General features: G+C 58.6%; 15 protein-coding genes. 5 read left to right on the top strand and 10 right to left on the bottom strand.

The annotated features are described in order from the left end of the window. Positions 1 to 230 precede the first annotated feature (230 nt). Positions 231 to 1,337, bottom strand: a complete 1,107-nt coding sequence (locus IPM39_02165) for a PHP domain-containing protein (GenBank protein ID MBK8984878.1) — start codon at positions 1,335 to 1,337, stop codon at positions 231 to 233. Between the two features lie 621 nt (positions 1,338 to 1,958). On the opposite strand from IPM39_02165, the gene IPM39_02160 reads away from it, so the two are divergent. The 3 genes from IPM39_02160 (at position 1,959) to IPM39_02150 (ending at position 9,080) form a co-directional block, all read left to right on the top strand. Then, entirely contained in the window at positions 1,959 to 3,683 is a 1,725-nt protein-coding gene (locus IPM39_02160) for a YncE family protein (protein ID MBK8984877.1), read from the top strand. Next, positions 3,680 to 8,119, top strand: a complete 4,440-nt coding sequence (locus tag IPM39_02155) for a carboxypeptidase regulatory-like domain-containing protein (protein MBK8984876.1) — start codon at positions 3,680 to 3,682, stop codon at positions 8,117 to 8,119. The genes IPM39_02160 and IPM39_02155 overlap by 4 nt, the downstream gene beginning before the upstream one ends. Positions 8,120 to 8,336: 217 nt before the next feature. Then, complete coding sequence (locus IPM39_02150) at positions 8,337 to 9,080, top strand: hypothetical protein (protein MBK8984875.1); 744 nt, start codon at positions 8,337 to 8,339, stop codon at positions 9,078 to 9,080. A gap of 40 nt (positions 9,081 to 9,120) precedes the next feature. Here the strand turns inward: IPM39_02150 and IPM39_02145 are convergent, their stop codons facing one another. After that, positions 9,121 to 13,002: an AAA family ATPase gene (locus IPM39_02145; protein ID MBK8984874.1), complete on the bottom strand. Its 3,882-nt coding sequence runs from the start codon at positions 13,000 to 13,002 to the stop codon at positions 9,121 to 9,123. A 67-nt stretch (positions 13,003 to 13,069) separates the two neighbouring features. Then, complete coding sequence (locus IPM39_02140; protein ID MBK8984873.1) at positions 13,070 to 13,363, bottom strand: hypothetical protein; 294 nt, start codon at positions 13,361 to 13,363, stop codon at positions 13,070 to 13,072. Positions 13,364 to 13,596: 233 nt separating this feature from the next. On the opposite strand from IPM39_02140, the gene IPM39_02135 reads away from it, so the two are divergent. Next, entirely contained in the window at positions 13,597 to 13,836 is a 240-nt protein-coding gene (locus tag IPM39_02135) for an acyl carrier protein (protein MBK8984872.1), read from the top strand. 107 nt (positions 13,837 to 13,943) lie between these two features. Here the strand turns inward: IPM39_02135 and IPM39_02130 are convergent, their stop codons facing one another. The 5 genes from IPM39_02130 to IPM39_02110 all read right to left on the bottom strand — a co-directional run bounded on the left by IPM39_02130 (position 13,944) and on the right by IPM39_02110 (position 18,824). After that, positions 13,944 to 14,573, bottom strand: coding sequence for a hypothetical protein (locus IPM39_02130; protein ID MBK8984871.1), 630 nt, complete (start codon positions 14,571 to 14,573; stop codon positions 13,944 to 13,946). Then, positions 14,570 to 15,622, bottom strand: coding sequence for an AAA family ATPase (locus tag IPM39_02125; GenBank protein MBK8984870.1), 1,053 nt, complete (start codon positions 15,620 to 15,622; stop codon positions 14,570 to 14,572). Before IPM39_02125 ends, IPM39_02130 begins: the two co-directional genes overlap by 4 nt. Before the next feature lie 127 nt (positions 15,623 to 15,749). After that, the gene (locus IPM39_02120; GenBank protein MBK8984869.1) at positions 15,750 to 16,214 is read right to left on the bottom strand and encodes an acyl-CoA thioesterase; all 465 of its coding nucleotides are present in this window, start codon (positions 16,212 to 16,214) and stop codon (positions 15,750 to 15,752) included. Positions 16,215 to 16,280: 66 nt separating this feature from the next. After that, entirely contained in the window at positions 16,281 to 16,628 is a 348-nt protein-coding gene (locus IPM39_02115; protein MBK8984868.1) for a hypothetical protein, read from the bottom strand. A 162-nt stretch (positions 16,629 to 16,790) separates the two neighbouring features. Next, a complete protein-coding gene (locus IPM39_02110) occupies positions 16,791 to 18,824 on the bottom strand; it encodes a thioredoxin domain-containing protein (protein MBK8984867.1) in 2,034 nt (677 codons plus the stop codon). Between the two features lie 139 nt (positions 18,825 to 18,963). Here IPM39_02110 and IPM39_02105 point away from each other — a divergent pair, with 139 nt between their 5' ends. Continuing rightward, positions 18,964 to 20,913, top strand: a complete 1,950-nt coding sequence (locus tag IPM39_02105; protein MBK8984866.1) for a hypothetical protein — start codon at positions 18,964 to 18,966, stop codon at positions 20,911 to 20,913. Positions 20,914 to 20,939: 26 nt separating this feature from the next. Here the strand turns inward: IPM39_02105 and IPM39_02100 are convergent, their stop codons facing one another. Both IPM39_02100 and IPM39_02095 read right to left on the bottom strand, forming a co-directional pair. Next, on the bottom strand, positions 20,940 to 22,133 hold the full coding sequence (locus IPM39_02100) for a HAMP domain-containing histidine kinase (protein MBK8984865.1): 1,194 nt from the start codon (positions 22,131 to 22,133) through the stop codon (positions 20,940 to 20,942). A gap of 40 nt (positions 22,134 to 22,173) precedes the next feature. Further along, positions 22,174 to 22,680 (bottom strand): GTP-binding protein, encoded by a 507-nt coding sequence (locus IPM39_02095; GenBank protein ID MBK8984864.1) that lies wholly within the window; start codon positions 22,678 to 22,680, stop codon positions 22,174 to 22,176. Positions 22,681 to 22,693 lie beyond the last annotated feature (13 nt).

Genomic DNA, 22,693 nt, shown 5'->3' with positions numbered 1-22,693 from the left:
ACCAGAGGTAGCGTCTACGGATTACCGATAACGGATTACCGCTTACGGGTAATAGTTTGTGATGATGCCTGTCTAAAAGCTGAACTTCTCCGAAGAAGTTCAGCTTTTTCCGCTCTGAGAAAGTGGCGGGACTTTCATGTCGCTTCTGATTGTAACACAAGGCGGCAGCGACAAAATGTGATGTTTGTCATACGCCAGGGGCACAAGATGCCAGCGGGGACGCATTCCGACTACCACAAATAAATCGGGTTGCTGTAAATCCAGCCGCGCTCTTTGCCCTGGAACGGCCGTGTGCATTCCACGCGGTAGGCCCCTTCGTCCACAGGGATATAGGTGAGGTTGGTTTTGTTTTCGATGGCGGCCACGATACGGCCGTGCCGGATGAGGCGGATATTGGCCGGGGCCGGCGTTTTTACCTGAAGCGTCGCCCCGGCATCCAGGCGTACTTTGTCGCCCATGCTGCCCTTGTTTAGCCCCTGCCCGGTGAAGCGAAAGCCTTTGGTGGGGTGGGGCAGATCGTAGGCCACCCAGGCGCGCCCATTGCCAATGGCGTTGTAGATCATCTTTTTGTCCTGTTCTATGTTGCCGCTGAAGGGTTTGGGCAGCAGGATGTGGGTGTTGACAGCGCGGAACAGGTCCTCGTAGGGGTAGATAATGCGTTCCCAGGGTCCCAGACGGATGGGTGTGCCGTGGGCGTCGCTGTTGCCAATGGCGTGGATTTGTTTGCCTTCGCTGAGCAGTTGGTCCCAGAAGGCCAGCGTCTCTGGCTCGGGGCCGGTGATGTGCTTTTCCGGGTTGAGGGCGACGCGCAGCAGGGCTAAAAAGCTGAGGAGCTTGAATTTGAGCGGCAGCTTTTCCACTGCTGCAGCCATCTGGTTTTTAATGCTGGACATATAATTCCAGATTTCCAGGCCGGTATAACCGTCAATCTCCCAATCGTGCCAGCCCAAATTGTCGAAGTTGAGCAGGGGCAAATCTTTTTCGTGGGGATGGGCCAGGAAGCCGTAACCGCCGGCCGCTTTTAACTCGTCAATGAGGCGCTGTGGTTCGGCGGCATAATGGGCCAGTTCGCGCTGCGCGCCATAGGCCAGGAAGTGACTGGCCTGGGGTTGGCGGCGTGGGTTGTGAATTTCTTCGCTGGTGAGGAGCAGGACACGGCCGTTGCCATTCTCGTAGTACCCTTCCACGCCATCCACCCACACATTGTGGTCGGTGACGATGACAAAATCCAGCCCGGCGCTGATAGCGGCCTCGGCGATGTCCGCGTGCCACTTCTCGCCATCGGAGTAGGGCGTGTGCATGTGCATGTTACCGACTGCTTCAACCCATTCGCTCATGACTGCCTGTCCTATGTTCTCTTGAAAGCACCCTGACAATGAATCGTGCCTGAAGGCAGAGAAATGCTATCAGTTTTAAGCTGATTTTCAAAAGGGTATTTTACCAGGGCAGCAGTTCTCAATTTGTCATGATGTATGGTAGGGGCGGGACGGCGTGGACAGGGAACAGCCGCAGTGGATTCCCGCTTTCGCGGGACTGACAGGTCGCCGTTGGTTCAAACGAAGACCATCCCCAAGCAATGCGCCAGCGTCCGTCTTGCCACTGCTGCGGCCTGTAAATGCTGGTGTGGACCAGGCAGATGTGACAAACATCCTGAAAGCATTTGACAAACGTTACTATCCTCACGGCCGTCACCTGTGCTACAAATCAAAGAGTGTCATTTGTCCAGGTGGAGGGCTTGCCGGTTATATTTCTCTGCCTCCGATCCTGTGTCTATCACAATTGACCTTGCCGCAAAAAGCGAACGCAGCGGACAAGGAGAACACAAGGTTAACCAGAGCGACGCTGCTCCCTGTGTATCTTTGTGGGTAGCGGACGACATCTTTGTTTGCTAATGCAAATGACGCCTATATGTCAGATCAATCGGTTTAAATGTCAAAAGGAACTTGGGGAGGTGAGTCATGGACAGTAAATTGGTAAGCCAGGTACAGCGTATCATTTGGACGGGTTTTGTCTTGTTGTTGGCCTTGGGGGTGATGTGTGTCCTGGTTTGGCAGGTGCTGCCTACGGCCGCTCAACCCGGCCCAGAATGGCAGTCGCCGGCAGCGGCCGAAGCGGATAATGCCTATCCGGCGCCGGTGGACATTGCGCCGGACGCCCAGGCCGGTTTTGGACGGCCGGAAGAAATGGTGACCCACACGGCCGTGTTGCAAAATAATACCGGCGTGGATCATAGTTTTACGTTGAGTCTCGCCCCCGGTTACACCTGGGACGCATCCGTTTCGCCCATGCAGACGGCCGTCTTAACGCCTGGCGCTTATCTGCCTATCACCGTCACGGTGCTCATTCCGCCGGGCATTGGCGAAGGGCAGATGGACAGCCTGACCGTGCTTGCCCAGCCGGACGCCACCACCCAGTATACCGGCACGGCCGTTATAGATACGGCCGTTATTTGTGACCCATATCTGGCCTTTCGCGGCGAGTCAAGGCTAGACTTAAATGTTTTGGATGACACGTATGCCTACGCTGGGCAGCGGGCAGCTTATTTACTCATAGACGCTGATGTTCAGCCAACGTATTTTCCGCTCAACGCCATCATCTCTGGCTACGACCCGGACAGCGATACCTGGCAGGTGATTGCCGAGCAAACCAGCGGCCCAGGCGGGCTGTTGGTTCACCAAACCCTCATGCCGCCCACCTACAGCAAAATTCGCGTGCAGATGGACGAGAGATCTTCTTATAATGGGTATGTCTCTTACGAATACCAGATAGCGGTTTGCCGCGAACCGGCAGTATATCTGGAGCCGGCTGTTCAGGATGGGTATGTTGGCGCGGGGGAAACGGCCGTCTACAGCCAGACCCTCACCAACTGGACCATGGACAGCGCCACTTTCGATCTGAGCGCGGCTGGCAATGCCTGGCCTGTCTCCTTCTGGCACAATGGCAGCCAGATTACGCGCACCACCCTGTTGGCGGACCTGGAAACTTTTGCGTTCGAGGTCCACGCCACCACCCCACCAGGAGCCAGCCCTGGCGCGGACGACGTTGTTACCATTCAGGCAACGGCCGTAACCAGCCCTACCATCAACAACAGCGCCACACTCACCACCCACGTCACCGGCGAACTGGCCTATATCACACTTTCAGGCGCCAACCAGGTAGCTGTGGTGGATACCGCCAACGCCGCCTTCCTACACACCATTGATGTGGGCGGCAGCAGCTGCACCTATCCCCAACGTGCCGCCATGAATCCCAGCGGCAGCAGCGTCTACGTGGCTTGCGTCTATTCCAACAATGTGGCCATCATAGACACCGCAACGCAAACCGTGTCTCATGTCATTGGTTCCATTTATAGCCCAAACGACATCACATTTAGCCGGGATGGACAGTACGCCTTTATCAGCAAGGGGTACAGCTATGAGGTTGTGGTGGTGAATACAACCAACTTCTTCCAACTGGTTATTCCTATCAACAGCGTTGCCTACAACCTGGTTTCCCATCCTTTCCTGGACCTGATATACATCTCTACCGACAACAATGAGATTTTGGTTCTGGATGCGGCCACGTTTACTGTCGTAAATAGCATCGATTTGGAAGCTCATCCCAGAGACATGGCCATAGCGCCAGACGGCCAATGGCTGTATGTGGGCGATGATTGGGGACGGGTCTGTTTGTGGTGGATTTGAACACAAACACAACCGTGGCAACCAATGCCGACCTGGGGCGGTTGACCGGATTTTCCGTTGCGCCGGATGGTGCAACGCTGTACGCGGGAGGGCAATATACGAACCTCATTTACGCCATTGATACAGCCACCCTGGTGGCTGCGCCCATCTATATGCCAGGGTCGCTCAGGGAAATGGCCGTCACCTGCGACGGCCGTTACGTCTACGCTGCCAGTGGGCTAAACTTTGTGCCCATCATAGACGCCGCCACTTACACGGTGGATAATCTGCACGTACCCAGTTTTGCTATGGGCATTGCCCTGTGCCCGCAAACAGTCAGTACGGGAGCGATACTTTACCCATCGGTGCAGCGGAAGGATGCGGCGCTGGGCACGGCCGTTACCTACACCACCACCCTGCGCAACGAAACCGGGCAAACCGACAGCTTCGATCTGTCGCTGGCCGGGGCAGCCTGGCCTGCCGAACTTTCTACCCCCACGCTTGGCCCGCTTGCTCAAGGCGCAACGGCCAATTTTGCCGTCACCGTGACGGTTCCAGCCGGGGCGGCCTGGTATGATACCGATGCGCTGACAGTGACGGCCGTCTCTGTTGTCAGCCCGACGGTGTACAGCGATACGGCCGTTCTTCACACCCAGGCTTATGCCGCGCCGCAGTTGGGCGTCGCCCCGGATTCCCTCAGCAGCACGCAGTTGGTCAACAGCCAGGTGACGCAAACGCTCACCATTAGCAACGGCAACGGCGTCACGCTGACGTATGACTTTGGCGTTTTTTACAGTCCGCCAACACCGGCCGCGACCCAACTGTTGTCGGTGGCCGACCGGCCGACGGAATGGCTGCTGGCTAACCCTGCGCCACAGCCTTTGGCCGAACCAACCACCGCGCCGGGAACGGCCGTTGCCCCCACCAGCCTGGTTCCCATCCTCACCGATCCACCCGGCGACGGTGGCCCGGCCGATGTGCTGGAAGTGCTGGCCGAAAATACGGGTACGGCCGTTACCATGCAACTCCTATTTAACGCTGGCGTCATCCCGCAAAATGTGTATGGCAACATCTTCCTGGATACCGACCAAAACGCAGATACCGGCGCAAGCCCCACTAATTTTTCTGGACTCTCTAGCCAGGATGTAGGGTTGGAATATTATGTCTCTCTTTTCAACGCACCCAACAATCTGGAGGTTTACTCCATCAGCAGTGGGTACGTTGGCAGCCTCGCACCGGTGTACACAGCCAACACCCTCCTGTTCACTATCCCGCTCGCCATGCTCAACAACGATGATGGCAACATGAACGTTGCCATGGTCCTCGGCGACTTCTTTGGACCAACGGAGTGGGTTCCTGAAGTGGGGCACGGTGTCATTGGTTCATCGGGGCAGTACAATTGGTTGGTCGTATCACCTGTTGACGGCGAACTGGTTAGCAACAGCAGCGCCGAGATTAGCGTCACCTACGACAGCAGCAACCTGCAACCCGGCCTCTACCCGGCGTCCATCCGCGTCCGCAACAACGACCCGACCAACGCCTATAAATCTGTGCCGGTGGCGTTGACAGTCGAACCTACCGCCAGCATGGGCTGGGTAGAAGGGTACGTCACTGACTATCGTTTTGGCACGCCGCTGCCAGCTACCATCATCGCCCAGGGGCAGCCCTACACCATCACGGCCGCCGCCAATGGCTATTACAAGCTCTGGCTGGAAGCCGGCAGCTATGACCTGCACGTCGCCAACGACGGCTATGTGTCGCAGCAGCATCCCGTCGTCATCACTGCCCAACAAAGCACAGAGCTGAACGTCGCTCTGGTGGAAGACGCGCCGGTGTTTGGCCTCTCGCCCGCCAGCATCAGCATCAGCCAATACGTCGGCAGCGTCACCGACGAGACGATGACCTTGAGCAACGGCGGCCCGGCGGTGATGACCTTCGCCATCGGCGAGCGAGACACAACTTCCGGGCTGGCGCTGCTGGCCCCCTTCACCCGCAGCGCAGGCGAGATGGCCGCGCTGCAAAGCGCAAAACCTGCCGGGGATGAACACAATACCGGCGCGCCCACCATCGCCGCCATCCCCGCCGAGGCTTTTGCCGCGCTGCAAGGGAGTACCAACCTGCTGGCCTGGACACTCTACACCGATTATTATTGGGAATATACCAATTCGCTCAACGCCATCGCCCAATTCACTACCTTTAACCTGACGGAAACAGATACCGAAAACCCGGTGATATTGGCGGCGCTGCTGGCAACGGCCGATGTTTTCCTGATCCCCGAACAGGAAGGCGCCAGTGGCGGTTATCTGTTTAGCCTGGGGCAAACATGGGCTAATGCGCTGCAAACCTTTGTTAACCAAGGGGGTACGATTGTCCTGCTGGATCACTGCAATGAGACTTTCCAGCTTTTGCAGGGCGCCGGTTTGGTGGATATGCAGCTGGATTACTGCACCGGTGGCAACACGCTAGAAGTGGTCAACGGCGCGCATCCGTTGGTTGAAAACGTGCCCCCAACTTTCATCGGCCTGGATGGGCTGGCTCTTTATCTGGTGAATGATGGGGAACCTGTGGTTAAGGCGCCAAATTCCAACAGCACGGCCGTCATGGGCAAAGATATAGCCGCCGGGCACATCGCCGTCATTGGGTTTGATTATTACAGCTACAACGACGACATGGCCCGCATCCTGGCTAACGCGGTGCAGTGGTCCGGTGGCGATGTGCCCTGGCTGACCACAACCCCGGTAACAGGGACGGTCCCCGGTTATGATGCGTTGGACGCAGCGGTGACGCTGGATGCCACAGGGCGGCAACCAGGGCTGTACACGGCCGATCTCATCGTGCGCACCAATGATCTTTACACGCCTACCCAGGTTTTGCCGGTGAGCATGGAAGTGCTGCCGACGGCCGTTATGGGGCACGTCGCTGGGGCCATCAGCGATGCCTGGACGGGCAGCCCGCTGACGGCGACCGTGCAGCTCCAGGGCGTGTACACGATGACGGCCGATCCCACCTTCGACATCTGGGCCGACGCCGGTACGTACACGTTGACCGCTTTTGCCCCTGGCTATGTGACAGAAACGGTGACAGTTGTCATTCCCGCCGGTGGGCTGCTGACGCAAAATCTGGCGTTGGTCCCGGCGCAGCCGCGCCTGGATGGGCTGCCAGAGAGTGTGACGGTAACGGCCGTTGCCGGTCAGTCCATCACCCATTCCTTCACCCTGTCCAACACCGGCCCCGTGCCACTCAACTTTGCCTGGAACGAGATGCTCCCCCCCACCCGGTTGGGCGAGGCCGCCGACGATTTGGAAGGTAAAAGCATCCTGTTTGACGTTTCTCGTGGTGGCAGCGGCCTGTCTAACTTCTCGCTGTTGGTCCAGGACATTACCGCTGCTGGCGGCGTGGTTGTTGAGAACTACAGCAATCCCATCACTCCGGCCTTGTTGGCCCCCCATGACGTGCTGTGGGTGGCCTGCTGCGGTTATACAAACTGGTCGCCGGCCGAACTGACGGCCATTTCCGACTGGCTGCAACAAGGCGGCGCCATTTTCCTTTATGGCGGTGGGACGACCAACACCTCTCAACTGGCTCAGTTGTTCGAGATTGACTATACCTGTTGTTATTATTACTATGGCGACACCACAAATATCCTGCCACATCCTACCACAGAAGGCATCAACACCGTCTTTATTAGCTATGGAGAGTATGCCTTTACTTTTACGCCTGATGCCGATGTACTCTTCTATGATCCATCTGGTTCCTTACCGGTAGCGGTAGCCCAGGAAGAAAACGGAGGGCGTATCGTGGTTGTGGCCGCGTACACATTCGAGGATTGGTCTGTCAACTATGCCGACAACCGGGATTTTGCTCTGAATATCATGGACTGGTTGGCTTCACCAGTGTACACAGACGTGCCCTGGGTAAACACGGAGCCGGTTACGGGCACAATTCTGGGCTATACCGATCAATCCTTTAGCCTTACTTTCGACGCCGCCGACCTGGCTCCTGGCGCGCACCACATGATGCTGGCCCTGCAACACAACGATCAGGCGCACAACCCGGTGCTTTTTGTGCCGGTGACGTTTGAAGTGGTGGCGCAAACGGCGGCCGTTGCCGTGGTGGCCGATACGATAAGCCAGACGGCCGTCCCTGGTCAGAGCGCCACATACCAGATCGTCATCACCAACCAGGGCAATGCCCCGGACAGCTTCGCCATCGCTGCGGCTGGTGATTGGAACGCCACCCTGTCGGCGGCCAACACCGGCCTGCTGGCGGTGGGCCAATCCTTTACCGCCACAGTGACGGTGGCCGTTCCGGGCACGGCCGTGAATGGCAGCAGCAAGGTAACGGCCGTTACCGTCACCTCGGCCCATAACCCAGCCATCAGCCAGACCCTGTCACTGACGACGACGGCGGTAATACCTGTCTACAAACTGTACCTGCCGGTGACTGTACGGCCGTAAACGCTTCTGCTGCGGGTTGAGGGTAGTTGCCCTCACCACGCCGCACACCCCTCGCTGCAAATGGGAGACCGGTATAAAAGCCGGTCTCCCATGTTTTTTGCCGGGTATACAGGCAAAATCCTCGTTGTGTTTTTAGCAAAACAAAGGCACAATTTAGCGGCTCTGATATCGTGGATCAAATTAGGGAAGCCAGAGTAACACAGCCTACGGAGGATTCATGTTAGACAGCAACCATTTCTGGCTTTTGGCGACGGCGCTGTTATCCGGCGTCTTCTGGCTAATCGCCTACATCCTCATTATTTATCGCGGTTTCAAAGATCAATCTTATGGAATGCCGATTGTGGCCTTGTGTGGCAACCTGGCCTGGGAGATTATTTTTGGTCTGGGAATTGAAAGTGGCTGCGCCGCCAGTTGGAGTTCTTGCCCGGCGGCCATCATCCAGGGGCGCAACTTCATCTGGATGCTGTTCGACTTTGTGATTTTATACACGGTGCTGAAATACGGCCGTCGCTACTTCCACCACCCCCTCGTCAAAAAGTATTTTACCTGGATTGTCCTGGGGGGCGTGGTTGCCGCCTTTTTAATCATCTACACCTTCATCCAGGAGTTTTGGATTGGCAATGCCTGGGGTGTCGTCGTGGATGGGCATGTGCCCGACTTCCTTCCCCTGAAGATACAGGGCGGCAGCTATTACACCGGCTTCGGCCTCAATCTGATCATGTCCGTGCTGTTTGTGGTGATGCTCCTCCGGCGCGGCAGCCTGGACGGACAATCCTTCTACATCGCCGCTAATAAGTGGCTGGGAACTGTCGCCGCCTATGGCTTTATGCTGGCCGATGGCATCCAGACCCCTGTCGTCAACGTCCTCTATGCCATTGTCTTTCTATTTGATGTGGGCTACATGCTCCTCGTTTACCGCCAATCGCGGCAGGATGGCATTGATCCGTGGCGCAGAGCGTAAACCGTAAACCGTGAGCCGTAGACGGAAAACGGAAACGCTGTCATCTCCCGGCCAGCCGCTTGTAACGCGCCTGGAACTGTTGGGCAAGAGGCCGGGCAAAGGGGTAGGTGCGGGCGTACTGGTTCAGCACCCGGCAGCCCTGTCTGGCCTCGCGGGCGTCGGCCTCGCTCCGTTCCCACAGCGTCAGGAAAACTTCGGCGCTGGTGGCAAACACGTCTAGCAGATCAAACTTAAAGCGGGCGCGGCCGATGGCGGCTATCAGTTCATGGGCCAGGGCGCGGGCTTCGGCCCACTGCTCCTGCCGCAAGGCGCGGGCAGCGCGAATGGCGTACCACAACCGCTCTTCCACCGGCTGCATCTCTGGATTTTCGGCCAGCAAAACGCCAACAGCGTCGGCGCGGGCAAAAGCCTCTTCCTGACGCCCCAATGCCAGGAAGCTAAACATTTGCCCGCCGCGGCTGCGCACCTGGTGCCGGGCATCCTGGCTGCTCAGGGCCACCTGGTACAGTTCCGCCCACAATTGTTGTTCCCGCTCCAGGTCCGACTGGCCCCGAGCTACTTGCGGCCAGAGCCAGGCGGCCACACACCAATGCCGCCAATCCCCCAACCGGGCATAAATTGCCAACGCTGTCTCAATCTCCTCTTCGGCGCGTGCCCAATCCCCCACCCATAGGCTGTAGGAAGAAAAGGGAATCTGAATGTAGGCTGTGGTCGGTAGGTGGTCCAGGCTGGCGGCCAGCGCCAGGGCGCGCTGCCGGTAGCTGTTCGCCAGCTTGTGCAGCGAGACTGTGCCCAGTGTGGGGCACATGTTGGCGTAACCGCGCACCAACTCCGGCGAGATTCCCGCTTGCCCGGCCAGATTGAAGGCGGCCATGACACAGTAAAACGTAGTCAGAAAATCGCCGGTGTTGTAATAAATCTCAGAAACGCCATCGTAGGCGCGAGCGGCTTCGAGCAAAGCGCTTTGCGCTGTCTCGTCGGCGACGGGCAAGGGGGCACGGCCGTATTGACGGTAGCTGCGCACTTGCCGGACGAGTTCATGCAGCAAGCCTGGCAGCCGGCGAAAGAGGGTGGCCGGTAACGGCCGTTCCAATAATTCCAGCGCTGCCAGATAATGGCTCTGGCTCTTTTCCATCAGCGTCAGCCGATAGGCCGCTTCGCCCAGATGGCGCTGCCAGCGGGCGTGCTGCACCGGCGAATGAGCCGCCCCACTCAGCTCCAGCGCCTGCGTAAAAAAGCGAATGGCTTCCTGATTGGCATAATCGCGGAAGGCGTTCTCGCCCGCTTTTTCGTAATAAGCCACTGCCTTTTCGTCCGCGCCGGCCAGCCGCCAGTGGTAAGCCAGCAGCGGATAAAAGCGGGCCAGGTCGCCGCTTTGGGTTTGCTCGTACCAGGCGGCGGTGCGCTGGTGCAGTTGTTGGCGCTGGGCGTAGGTCATCAAATTGTAGACCACTTCCTGGGTCACCAGATGCTTAAAGATGTAGGCCAGATTGGGTGGTGGCGTCTCCAGTGGTGTGATGCCCAGACGTTCCAGTTGGTCCAGGTGTTGGTGCAGCTGCTCTTCTTGGGCGGCAATTGGGTAGATGTTATGCAGCAGCGTGAAGGTGAAAATACGCCCGATGACGCTGGCGACCTTGACGGTAAGTTGCTGCGGCGGCGAGAGGCGGTCTATGCGGCTGGTGATGACCCCCTGGATGGTGTTGGGGAAGTTGAGGGCGTCGAAATTTTGTCTGTTGGCGGCCAGATAGCATGTGCCATTTTCAATCTGGATGAGGCTGGCGTCGCGCAGGGCAAAGGCCAGCTCTTCGCTGAAGAAAGGATGGCCTTCGGCTTTGGCGTGGATCAGGTCGGTAACGGCCGTTGGCAGCTCTTTCACCCCCAACCGTTGGCAAATCAGGTCGTTGATGGCCGCCAGGGGCAGCATATCCAGGGTGATGCGTTGGGTGGTCGGCAGTTCGCTCAGGTCGTTGTAAAAGATGGACGTATCCTGGTCTTCGGTAAAGGGTCGGGTGATGACAACCAACAGCAGCGGCTGCACCTGCCGTTGTACCCGCCACAGCAGCCGCCATGAAGCGGAATCCAGCCAGTGGGCGTCTTCCACAATCAGGAGCAGCGGGTGGTTTTGGCCTACGGCCGCTGCCAATAGGTTCACCAGCAGCCGCAGTGTGTTTTCCTGGCGGGCTTCGCCGGTCAACTGCGCCGTCAGGGTGGTATCTGGTAGGTCCACCGGTAGAACTGCTTCTAGCAGGGGCAGCAGGTCATGGAGGGCTGGGTCTAAGACGGCCGTTACCCGCTGCTGTAAATTGGCGCTGCGCTGCGCCCTGAGGCCATTTGGTTCTGGCGCGAAAAGCTGCTGAAAGATAAACCGCCAGGCATGGTAGGGCGTGGATTGCTCAACAGCGTCGCCGCTGCCTACCAGGGCTTGTATGGTTGTGTGGTCTATCATGCTCAGGAGTTCCTGCGCCAGGCGCGACTTGCCAATGCCGGCCTGTCCTTCAATCAAGAGGGTGGTGGAACGGCCGTCGCGCAAATGCGCCAGCGCCAGCGCCATCTGCTGCTGTTCGGCGGCGCGCCCGACCATGGGCGCGCCGCTTTGTTTGGCCAGCATTGTCGGTGAGTCAGCCCGGCGCTGACGCAGGTCCCAGAGAACCATTGGCTCCGCCACTCCCTTCAACTGCACCGGGGGCAGCTCGGCCAACACATAGGCAGTCCGAATGGCCTCGGCCATCTGCGGCGATACCAGGATTTGCCCTGGCTGGGCGGTGGTCATCAGCCGCGCCGCAATGTTCACCTCTTTGCCCATGACGCCAAAGGTGCGCCGAATGGGGCTGCCGCAGGCGCCGCTGTGGATGAGACCCAGGCTGACGCCAATTTGTACCGGCCGCAAGAATGGGAAGTGGGATGGCAGATCGCGTAGTTTCAGCACCGCGTCGGCCGCGCGCGCCGCGTCGTTCTCATGGGCGATGGGTGCGCCAAAGGTGATGTATAGATAGCTGCCTTTGTCGCCCATAGTTAGCTGAATCAGAAAGCCTTCGTAATAGTTAAGGATGGCCTGGGTATGGCGGATAAAGGCGTCCAGCTTGTCGCCGGCGTCGTCGTCGCCATCGTAATCTATGCCGCTGAAGCGCAGAAACAGGACCACTGCCGGGCGCAAGTCGGCCAGAAAATCGTCGGAATTTTGCTGCAAGCGGTCAAATACGGGGGGCAGCAGCCACGGCTGGCTGGTGGTGGCGGCGATGGTCGGGATGGGCGGTTGGGGTGGTGGGGTGACAATCTGCGCCATGCCGTTGACGACGGCGTAACGCTGGCCGGCTTCATCCTTGCGCCAGGCGGTGATGGTTGGGGCGGCAGACAGGTGTTCCAGGGCAGCGGCTGTCAGCACAACTTCGCCCTGGGCGGCCAGTTTTTCAGCGGCAGACATCTGGTCCAGGGTGGACCCGGCCAGCGCTTCCATCACGTAATGCTGTGGGTCGCCTACCAGGAAGCGGCGGGCGGGTCCGGCCGCCAGGGATACTTTTAGCTTCAGGGGAATACGCGCACCGCCGGGGGTTTGGATGGCTTCCAGTCGGGCCATCACCTGCTGCAATTCCAGGGCGCAGGCCAGGGCCAGAGTTACCGCGCCGCTGTCGCCGCTGTCTGTGTCGTCGAACCAGCAGGTGATGGCGTCGCCGCTAAAACCGATGACGTTGCCACGAAAGTGGTGTACCTGGGTGATGAGGTCGGTGTAGACGCGATTGAGCTGGCGGATGAGTTCTTCGGCGCCGCGGTGGGGACCCAGTTCTTGGGCAAGAACGGCCGTTAGCGGTGTAAAGCCAGAGATGTCGGCAAACAGGGCCGCGCCTTGAACACGGTCGGGCATTAGCCGGTCGGCCGCCAGGGCAATGCGCCGGTCGAGGGGGAGGAAGGTGGCGAGTGGGTTCATGGATTGGGTTGGTTGTGGGCACTGATGTTTATTGCACGGCGGCGGGTAAGGTGATGGAGAATAAGTGTTACCATTCTCCGGCGTATTGGACGATGTACGGCCGTAATTCGACGACGGTGTTGGCCCATTTTAGTTCTACCAGTTGGCGCAGGTGTAAGATGTCGTGGGCTACCCAGGCGGCCAGCATATCGCCGGCGGTAAATTTGCCCCAGGGCGCGTCGCGGGCTGCTTCCCAGTCCAGAACCGACCAGGAATCGGGGTCTGGTCTGCGGCGGGCAGTGTCGTCGTCCAGGTCTTGGATCAGCAGGCGGATGGCCTGACTGTTGTGGCGCAGGTGGTGGATGGTTTGTGGGAGATTCATGCTATCCTCGTATGCCGTGAATGAGCGTTTGGGTACCACTCCCTCAAATCTTACCCGAAATCGGGGTAGTGATACAACGGGGAAACGGCCGTATGTCGCAACTTTCCCCACCCAACTGTGTTCTCTATTACGGCGATCACACAAACGCTGGTACAATTATCGCTTGACAACCATCCGGTTGCCTCTAAAATTCAACATTCATCTTGAAACTGAACATGAAGGAGAGAAGGTAAATGAGTGACACACAAGAGCGCGTAACGGCCATCATCGTTGATTTGCTGGGCGTTGAAGAAGACCAGGTCGTTCCCCCGGCCCGTTTCCGCGAAGATTTGGAAGCTGATTCTTTGGACCTGGTTGAGCTAATCATGGCCTTTGAAGAAGAATTTAACGGGGAGATTTCTGACGAAGAAGCGCAGAAAATTACTACCGTCGGCGAAGCGATTACCTATATTGATGAAAGAATGCGGTCATAACCTTCATTCGCAGCAGCCTCGTTCTGGTCACGGATAGGGAGGAATACGGATCACTGCATGAGCATCCGTGTTCCTCCCTATCCGTGTTTTTGTCACTTTGGCTGTTTTTACCGATTGAGCCACAACTGCCATAGGGCAACGGCCGTTACCAAGCCATGCCCCACCCCATTTAGCCACACTCCCCAGCCCACACCCACCGGCAGCCCAATCACCTGGCTGACGTAAGGCGCTACCTGTCCAACCATCCACGTTGGCGCGATGGCGCCTACCAGGCCGACGAAGGCCAACAACAGCCAGGGCAGCCACGGCCGTCGTGCTGCCAGAGGTCCCGCCAATCCGCTGAACAAAGCCACCGCCAGCACCAGACCAATCAGATAAATGCGCCCGGTGTACTGCTCCCGTGCCGCGCCCAACACGAACACGTCTTCGATGGCCGGGAAAGCCAACAGGCTGACCAGCACCGCCAGCCCGCGCGCCGCCCACGTCTGCCAACGGCCGTTGGGCCAGCTCATCGTCCACAGCGCCAACATCAGCCCCAGGGTGATGGGCGGCAGGTAAAACAGGTTGCGCTTTTGGCCCACGCCCAAAAACTTCACCCATTCGCCCAGTTCCACGCCCAGAAATTGCAGCCCCACCGCCGGACCTGGCAGCCAGACCGATAAATAGCCGACGAAGACGGCCGTGAGTCCCAACATGACCAGGAATGACGGGCTGGGTCGGGCTGGCGAATCGTTCATGGTTGGTGTTGGGCAAAAACGGCCGTCAACAGCGCATCTTCCTGGTTCTGTTCGGCGAAAAACTGCTCCAAGGCCGGACTTTGCCGCTGGCGCAGCGCCAGCATTGCCACCGCCTGAATGTCGGTCGGCAGCACCTCCGTCCGCGCGTCGGCCGCCGCGTAAGCCCGCGCTGCCTCAAACAGCGTGATTTCTGCCCGGTTAGAGGCAATGTGCAGGCTTTGCACCATGTGTACACCCAATATCCGCGCCGCGTCGCCAATGGTCACCTGGGGCAAAAGCTGGCGCGCCTGCTGTATTTCGGCGGCCAGCGCCAACGTGCCATCGGCGTACAGCGCGGCAAATGTTTCCGGGTTGTGCTGGTAGGCGATGGCCTGTTCATATGCCCGGTAGCGTAATGCCACATCGGTCAGGCCGCCCACCACCGCCCGCAGGCCAAACCGGTCCATCAACTGCGGCCGCAGCCGTCCCTCCTCCGGGTTCATTGAGCCAATCAACAAAAAGCGCGAGCGGTATTTTAGCTTCAGCGGGCCGCGGCGCACGGTGTAGTGCCCCTGTGCCGCCGCATCCAAAATGGCGTCGGTGATTTCGTCTGGCAGCAGGTTCACTTCGTCAATGTAAAGGATATGGCCGTCGGCGTGGCCCAAAATGCCTCGTTCCAGGCGCACGCGCTGCTGCTCCAGAGCGACGCGCTCGTTGATGCCGCCGACCACGTCTTCTAATCGGGCGTTGAGGGGCAGTTCCAGAATGCGCACCCTGTCTTCTATAGTCAGCGGCTCGCCGTAGCCCACCTTCTGGCGGCAATCGTCGCAGATGGCATCCATGCCGCCTTCGTCCAGCAGCGCTTCGGTGCAGCCGTAGACGCACAGGCTGCGCTGCACCTGGGGCAGCAAATCGGTCAGCGAACGAGCGGCCGTTGTTTTGGCCGTGCCGCGCGGCCCAATCAGCAGCACGCCGCCCACCCGCGGGTTAATCACCGCCAGGACGAGCGCCAGCTTCATCTCTTCCTGGCCGACAATGGCCAGGAAAGGGAATGGTTCAACATCCGCCAGACCGTAATCTTCGTCGGGCAGGCTGACAATGCGGTGGGCTGGCGATTGTAGGAGCAGATCGAGCAGTCGTGAGCGAGATTTAGTCATGGGCGATTGACGATTGACGATTGGCGAAGGATGGGCGAATTTAGCGCCGCTGTTTCAGGCGGGCCTGCCGCCGTTCCTCGGCGTGGCGCAGCCGGTCGGTTTCTTCATCGGTTTCGCAGATGATGGGTGGCACGGGGGCGGGACGGCCGTCTTCATCCAGCGCCACGTAGACAAAAAAGGCGGTGTTGGTATGGGTTGTCTGGCCGGTTAACACGTTTTCGGCCGTTACCACCACGCGGGTTTCCATAGATGTGTGCCCCACCCAGGTTACTTCGGCCTGCACGGTGAGTAAATTGCCGATGTGGACCGGCGACAAAAAGGTCATGGAATCTACTGTGACGGTGACAACGGGACGGCGGGCATGGCGGATGGCCGCCATGCCCCCAGCTTCATCGCACAGCTTCATGATATGGCCGCCATGTACGTTGCCCAGGGTATTGGCGTCGGTTGGTCCCATCAACTGGGTTAAGGTGACGCGGGATTGTTGAACGGTTCGAGCTTCCATAAGGACGAGATGTGAATAATTTACACGTTGAGATTGGACAAATCTCAGAAGATTTGTCCAATCTTCCTAATCCATATCTGGGCGTGTGTCCGACACGAACATGAGTTGGTCGGTATATTCTTCAAACATATCAATATAACTATAAGGCAGGGCGCGCAGCATGGGTGATAAGGGGACGTTGGAGGGGAGAGACGGCCGTTCCGGGCGCGGTGGTGGTTGCAGGCGGGGTTTTTCTGGCGGCCGACGCTGCCGCAGCAGCCGCCGGTCGTTGCTGAAAAAGCCGAGGTAGACGCCGTTACTGTCGTAGACATCGCGTCCTTGTACAAACCCCAACCACTCGCCATCGGCGTTAAACAGATTGCCCTGGTAATAGACGGCCACCCAGGCCCCATCACTGCGATAAATCGGTTCCATACTGCCTCCTCTTACCCGCTCAATTGTAAGGCAGCCAGGGAGAAGCAACAAGTGAAAGTGTTCAACAGCCAGTGTTCAGTGTTCAGTAACCAGTGTTCAGGCCGGACCACTGACCACTGAATACTGAAAACTGAAAACTGAAAACTGAATACTGAACCCCGCCTACCCCAATTGGGCCGCGAGGGCTGCCGGGTCGGTGACGGGATGTTGGCAGATGAAGTGGCGGCAGACATAGGCGGTGGCCCGGCCGTCTAGCTGCGGCCGCGCCGCCAGCAGCGGCACGGTGGGGCTGCTGGCGCCGGCCGCCACGATGATGTTGGGCCGGTAGGCGGCTTGCGCCACGCGCAGCAAAGCGCGGGTATCGCCAGCCGTCAGGTCGCCGACGATGGCGACCTCTTGCGGATCACCATCGAGCATGTCGGCAGCGCAGAGCCAGTGGGCGAAGCCGGTGGGGTAGCGGGCCAGGGCGTCGTAGAGTGGGGCGATGGCGGCGGCGGCTGTGTCCCAGTAACGGCCGTCTCCCGTGTATAAACTCAGCCGCAGCAGCACCTGGGCGGCCATGGCGCCCCCGCTGGGTGTGGCGTTGTCTTGCACATCTTTGGGACGTTGGATCAGCGCCTCATGGTCGTCGGACGTATCAAAGAAGCCGCTGTTGGCCTCGTCCTGAAAGTGGGCCAATATCAGGTCGCCCAACTGCCTGGCCCATTGGAACCAACGGCCGTCGAAGGTGGTCTGGTAAAGCGCCAGCAGGCCGTCGGCCAGGTAGGCGTAATCTTCCAGGTAGCCGTTGTATTTGGCGGCTGACCCGGCTTTCCAGGTGCGCAGCAGACGGCCGTTTCCGGCGCGCAGGTTGTCGTAGATAAATTCGGCGTTTTGCACGGCCGTTTGCGTGTAGTCTGAACGGTCCAGGATGCGGCCGGCCTCGGCGAAAGCGGCCAGCATCAGGCCGTTCCAGGCGGTCAATACCTTGTCGTCCAGCCCTGGCCAGACCCGCTGCGCCCGGACGGCGTAAAGCGTCTGGCGGGCGGCTGCCAGGCGCGCCGCCACCACTTCTAGCGGTAGATTGACCATATCGGCTACTTCTGCCAGTTCGCGGGGCAGGTTGAGGATGTTGGCGCCTTCCCAATTCCCCTGGTCGGTCACGTCGTAGGCCAGCATGAACAACGGCGACTCGCCGCCCAACACCTGGCGGATTTCGGCCGCCGACCAGACGTAAAATTTGCCTTCTTCACCTTCGCTGTCGGCGTCGTAGCTGCTGTAAAAGCCGCCGGATTCGTGGCGCAGTTCGCGCTGGGCAAAGTCCAGCGTCTCCTCGGCGATGCGCCGGTAGAGCGGCTTGCCCGTCACCTGATAGGCGTGCAGGTAAACGCGGGCCAACAGGGCGTTGTCGTAGAGCATTTTCTCGAAGTGGGGGACCAGCCATTTGGCGTCGGTGGCGTAGCGGGCGAAGCCACCGCCAAGCTGATCGTACATGCCGCCGCCGGCCATTTTTTGCAGGGTGTGTTCAGCCATGTGCCGGGCCATTGCGTCGCCACGCCGCACGGCCATGCGCAGCAGAAATTCCAGGCTCATGGAGGGTGGGAATTTGGGAGCGCGGCCAAAACCGCCCAGGTCAGAATCGAAGGCGCGCAGCAGCCCGCCCAGCGCGTCGGTAAAGAGGGTTTCGTCGGGCAGCGCGCCGGTTTGGTCCAGGGCGATGTCGCGGCTGAGGTGTTGGCTGATCTGGGTGGCGTTTTGGGCGATGTCGGCGCGGCGGGTTTGCCAGGCGTCGTGCAGACTGGCCAATACCTGGCGGAAACTGGGCATACCGTAGCGCGGGGTAGGGGGAAAGTAGGTTCCGCCAAAGAAGGGACGGCCGTCTGGCATCAGGGCCACCGTCATCGGCCAACCGCCCTGCCCGGTGAGGGCGACGACGGCGTTCATGTAAATGCTGTCCAGGTCGGGGCGTTCTTCGCGGTCTACTTTGATATTGATGAAGTGGGCGTTCATGAAGACGGCCGTCTCTTCATCCTCAAATGATTCGTGGGCCATCACGTGGCACCAATGGCAGGCGGCATAGCCGATGGAGAGCAAAATGGGTTTGTCTTGTTCCTGGGCGGCGGCCAGGGCTTCCGCGCCCCAGGGATACCAGTCTACCGGGTTGTCGGCGTGCTGGCGCAGGTAAGGGCTTGTTTCTTGGGCTAAACGGTTGGGCATGGAACCTCCGTCAATCGTCAAAGGCTAATGGTCAATCCTTCGGCAAGCTCAGGACCAATCGTCAATCCTTCGGCATGCTCAGGACCAATCGTCAATCGTCAATTGGCTATTGACTACTCATTTGGGGATAATACCGCAGATGATGCGGATACGGAACAACTCTCAGTTTGCGCAAATTTTTATACTGGGGCTGATTTTGGCGGTGGTCGGCGTTTATTTTCCACCGTATGCCCGCGCCTGGGTGGGCGATGATTATGTGCAGTTGGGCTATATTTTGGATTTTGTGCAGCGGCCGTTCACCGCTTACCAACTCTTTAACCCCACTACTCTGGGCTGGTATTACCGTCCGCTGCAAAATGTGTGGTTTCTAGCCAATCGGTTGCTGTTTGGCCTGAATCCGGCGGCGTTTTACTGGCAGATGGTGTTGTGGCACGCCCTGGCGACGGCGCTGGTGTACCGGACGGCGCGGCAGTGGGGCATACGGCCGTTTGCCGCCGCCTGCGCCACCGCTCTGTTTGCCATTCACGGCCATTATGTGGACGTGGTGGCCTGGGTTAGCAGCGTGGCGATTGTGATGACGGCCGTGTTTTCCCTGCTCAGTCTCAGCTTTTACCTGGAGTACCTGCACCGCTCTCGATCACGTCACCTGGCGCTGACTTTTCTTTTTTTCTTGCTGGCGCTGTTCAGCCATGAGGAAGCTATCCTGCTGCCCATCTTCTTCCTGTTTGTCGCCTATTTTGCCCCCAATCAACCTCGCCCATCCCGTCATTCCATCACCCAGCCACCCCTTCACCTGGCCACCCTGGCGCTGATGGTCGGCTTAACGGCCGTCGTGGTCATCATCCAGTTCACCCGCCCCAACCTGACCATAGACATCAGCCAGACGGCGGATACGCAGTGGCTGGCTTTGTTGTCGCCGGCGCAAATCAGCCGGTTTATCAGCGATACGGCCGTTACCTACACCATGCAGTTCCCCTGGGAAAGCAACATCATGGCCAACAGCCTGCTTTTTAGCCTGGGCATCTTGCTGCTGTTGGGCGCCTGGGCCTGGGCGGGCAACCGGGTTGTGCGCTTAGGGCTGCTGTGGCTGCTGCTCCATCTGGCGCTCATTTACGCCGCCTTGTGGGCGCAAAAGCCCAATCTTTTTGCCGGACGCCATTTTTACAATGGGGTCATTGGCTTCGCCTGGGCCGTCGGCGCGACGTTTGACCTGCTGTTGGCGGCCAGCCCGGCCAAACTGCGCCTGGGCAAGTGGCGCGTGTCGCGCCTGGGGTTGGCAATTGCCGTGGTGATGGGCGTGATTTTGCTGGCGCACATCAGCGCCATCCGCAAGACGCAGCAGGCCTGGCTGGGGCGGGCTGAACGCGACGCGGCCGCCGAACAGCAGCTAAAAGCTATCTTACCGGCCGTTGGCCCCCAGACCCACGTCTTTGCCAACCGCTTCCCCATCACCCCCCAATTTTTCCGCGCCGTCACCGAGGTCTGGTACGATCTGTCGGCGCGTCTGCCCCAGCCGGTCGGTAGTTTTGCGCAGTTGCAGCTTCATGGTCGGGCTACCCGCGATTTTTACGTGTTCGATTATGAGGCCGGCCGGGTGTTTAACCTGATGCCTGAATTGCAGTTAAGCGATGAAACCATTTTCCTCTGGAGTAATACGCCGCGTCTGGATGTGGTGGATGAGGCCGGGCAGGTAGTAGACCTGGCGACGGCAGCGGCGGAGACGAGTTTTGCCATTGTCGAAGCGGGCGGCGAGCGCCGCTTTACGGTAAAAGTTGCGCCCGTGGCGGAAACAGCGGGCTGGCTGTCGGTGATGTATGTTGTGCCGCAGGTCCCGGCCGGCAGCGATTTGCGCCTGGCGTTTCGCAGCGACGCTCCCGGCGCAACCCCGTTCCGCGTCCGCCTCATCCGCGCCAATGCGGAGGTGGTGACGCTGGCCGAGGGTCTGTTCTCGCCGGAGCAGGGGTGGGCCGAGGTGATGGCCTCGCTGGCCGGGTATGGGGGGGAATCGGTGGTGGTAAGGTTGGAAACGGCCGTGTCCTCCCCCCACACCGCCTATTGGGCCAATCCGCGATTGGCGATTGACGATTAACGATTGGAAACGGTCGGTCTTTGTGATCAGGCTTCGTCGTTTGATGCGTTGCCGACGCGCATTGGCAAGGAAACGCAGAACGTGCTGCCCTCATCCGGCTGACTGGTCAGGGAAACCTGGCCGCCATGCGCTTCGGTAAGCATCTTGACAATGTAAAGGCCAAGTCCCCAGCCGGTAGGCGCCATATTATCGGCATTGTCGGCGCGGTAGTAGAGCTTAAAGGCCGAGGCCTGCTGTTCTTCTGTCATGCCCTGTCCGTTATCGGCTATTTGAATGACGGCCGTTTCTTCTTCTGTCCACGTGCTGATGGTGATGGTCCCTTCGGTTGGGGTGTATTTGATGGCATTGCTGACGAGGTTGTACAGGATTTGTTGCAGCCGATTTTCGTCCAACGCCAGCACAATGTCGTCGGGAGCGGTGTTTAAAACCAGGGTGTGCTGGCGCTTTTCGGCCTGATAGGCCAACATATTGACCACCTGGGCGACCACAACGTTCAGGTTCACCGGCCGCAACCTCAGGTGTAATTTACCCTGTTCCAACAAGTGCAGGTCTAAAAAGTCGTTAATCAGCAAATCCATGCGCACAGCTTGCTTTTCGATAATGTTGGTGTACCTGAATAAATTAGCGGGGGCGTTTTCCGGCAGCAGGCGTAAAATTAAATCGCTGCAGGCGTGGATGGCGGTGAGTGGTGTGCGCAAGTCATGCGCCGCCATAGACAAAAACAAGGACTTCAATTGGTTTAGCTGGTGCAGTTCCAGGTTAGCCTGGGAAAGCTGCTCTTTGATTAGATACAGTTCGTTTCGGTTTTGAACCAGGCGTTGTTCCATTTGCGCCTGATCGGTTACGTCTTCGACGATAACCAGGAGTCCGGGAGCGAGTTCCAGGCTGTTGACGCGGGTGACATTGATGTCCAGGTAAAGGATACGGCCGTCTGGCATCACCCGATTGACACGTTCAAAAGCCAGGAAAGGCAAGCGTCCCGCGAAAATGGCTGCGAGACTGTCTTCAGCCCCGACAAACTCCCACATCACGTCTTCAATGAGCTGGTTTGTAAGCTGCTGGTCTGGCGCGCTTACTACTGTCTCGAAATTTGGGGAGGCATAAACCAGCCGACGTTCCGGCGAAAGGAGTGCATAAGCCACGCGGTGAATCACGTTGAGCACTTTGGTCACCTGCGCGGCCAGCATAATAGAGCTGAGATTGATGGGCGGCACAGTCATGAACTTCTCCTTTGGCAATCAACAAGGCTTTACCAGGCGGTTAGCCTGCTTCGACAAGGCGCGCAAGTTGGGTAAAGGCGGCTTCAACGTTTTCGCCGGTTTTAGCGCTGGTGAGAAAATAACTGGCTCTGAGGTCGCTGGTTACGGCCGTTAACTGTTCCTCTGTAATGGCCCGTTGTTCGATCAGGTCCACTTTGTTGCCTAAAAAAACCAGGCTAACATTCGGATTGATAGTCCGCACCTGATTGGCATAACGTGTCAGGGCGTCCAGCGTGTTGGCTCTGGTTAAATCGCAGACGATCAGGGCGCCGGCCGCAGCCACCATGTAACTTGCCTCCGAATAGGAAAGCTCATTGCCACCGACCAGGTCCCAGATAAGCAAATTCAGTTGGAAATCTGGGCGCAGCAGCGTTTTGCGCGAGACCTTAACGCCGATGGTACTCAAATAGCGGTCATCAAAACGACCTTCCACAAATTGGCGCACCAGACTTGTTTTGCCCACGGCAAAATCCCCCAATAAACATACCTTTTTTTGCAAAACTTTCATGATCTATTCGCCA

The sequence above is a fragment of the Candidatus Leptovillus gracilis genome, from assembly GCA_016716065.1.
Classification (GTDB): Bacteria; Chloroflexota; Anaerolineae; order Promineifilales; family Promineifilaceae; genus Leptovillus; species Leptovillus gracilis.
The sequence above is the reverse complement of the archived record's forward strand: the minus strand, read 5'-3'. Positions and strand labels throughout refer to the sequence as shown.

What these genes read in the sequence shown, in the direction of transcription:
- IPM39_02165 (MBK8984878.1), bottom strand. Translation starts at nt 1,337, where the DNA reads ATGAGCGAATGGGTTGAAGCAGTCGGTAACATGCACATGCACACGCCC.
- IPM39_02160 (MBK8984877.1), top strand. Translation starts at nt 1,959, where the DNA reads ATGGACAGTAAATTGGTAAGCCAGGTACAGCGTATCATTTGGACGGGT.
- IPM39_02150 (MBK8984875.1), top strand. Translation starts at nt 8,337, where the DNA reads ATGTTAGACAGCAACCATTTCTGGCTTTTGGCGACGGCGCTGTTATCC.
- IPM39_02145 (MBK8984874.1), bottom strand. Translation starts at nt 13,002, where the DNA reads ATGAACCCACTCGCCACCTTCCTCCCCCTCGACCGGCGCATTGCCCTG.
- IPM39_02140 (MBK8984873.1), bottom strand. Translation starts at nt 13,363, where the DNA reads ATGAATCTCCCACAAACCATCCACCACCTGCGCCACAACAGTCAGGCC.
- IPM39_02135 (MBK8984872.1), top strand. Translation starts at nt 13,597, where the DNA reads ATGAGTGACACACAAGAGCGCGTAACGGCCATCATCGTTGATTTGCTG.
- IPM39_02130 (MBK8984871.1), bottom strand. Translation starts at nt 14,573, where the DNA reads ATGAACGATTCGCCAGCCCGACCCAGCCCGTCATTCCTGGTCATGTTG.
- IPM39_02120 (MBK8984869.1), bottom strand. Translation starts at nt 16,214, where the DNA reads ATGGAAGCTCGAACCGTTCAACAATCCCGCGTCACCTTAACCCAGTTG.
- IPM39_02115 (MBK8984868.1), bottom strand. Translation starts at nt 16,628, where the DNA reads ATGGAACCGATTTATCGCAGTGATGGGGCCTGGGTGGCCGTCTATTAC.
- IPM39_02110 (MBK8984867.1), bottom strand. Translation starts at nt 18,824, where the DNA reads ATGCCCAACCGTTTAGCCCAAGAAACAAGCCCTTACCTGCGCCAGCAC.
- IPM39_02105 (MBK8984866.1), top strand. Translation starts at nt 18,964, where the DNA reads ATGATGCGGATACGGAACAACTCTCAGTTTGCGCAAATTTTTATACTG.
- IPM39_02100 (MBK8984865.1), bottom strand. Translation starts at nt 22,133, where the DNA reads ATGACTGTGCCGCCCATCAATCTCAGCTCTATTATGCTGGCCGCGCAG.
- IPM39_02095 (MBK8984864.1), bottom strand. Translation starts at nt 22,680, where the DNA reads ATGAAAGTTTTGCAAAAAAAGGTATGTTTATTGGGGGATTTTGCCGTG.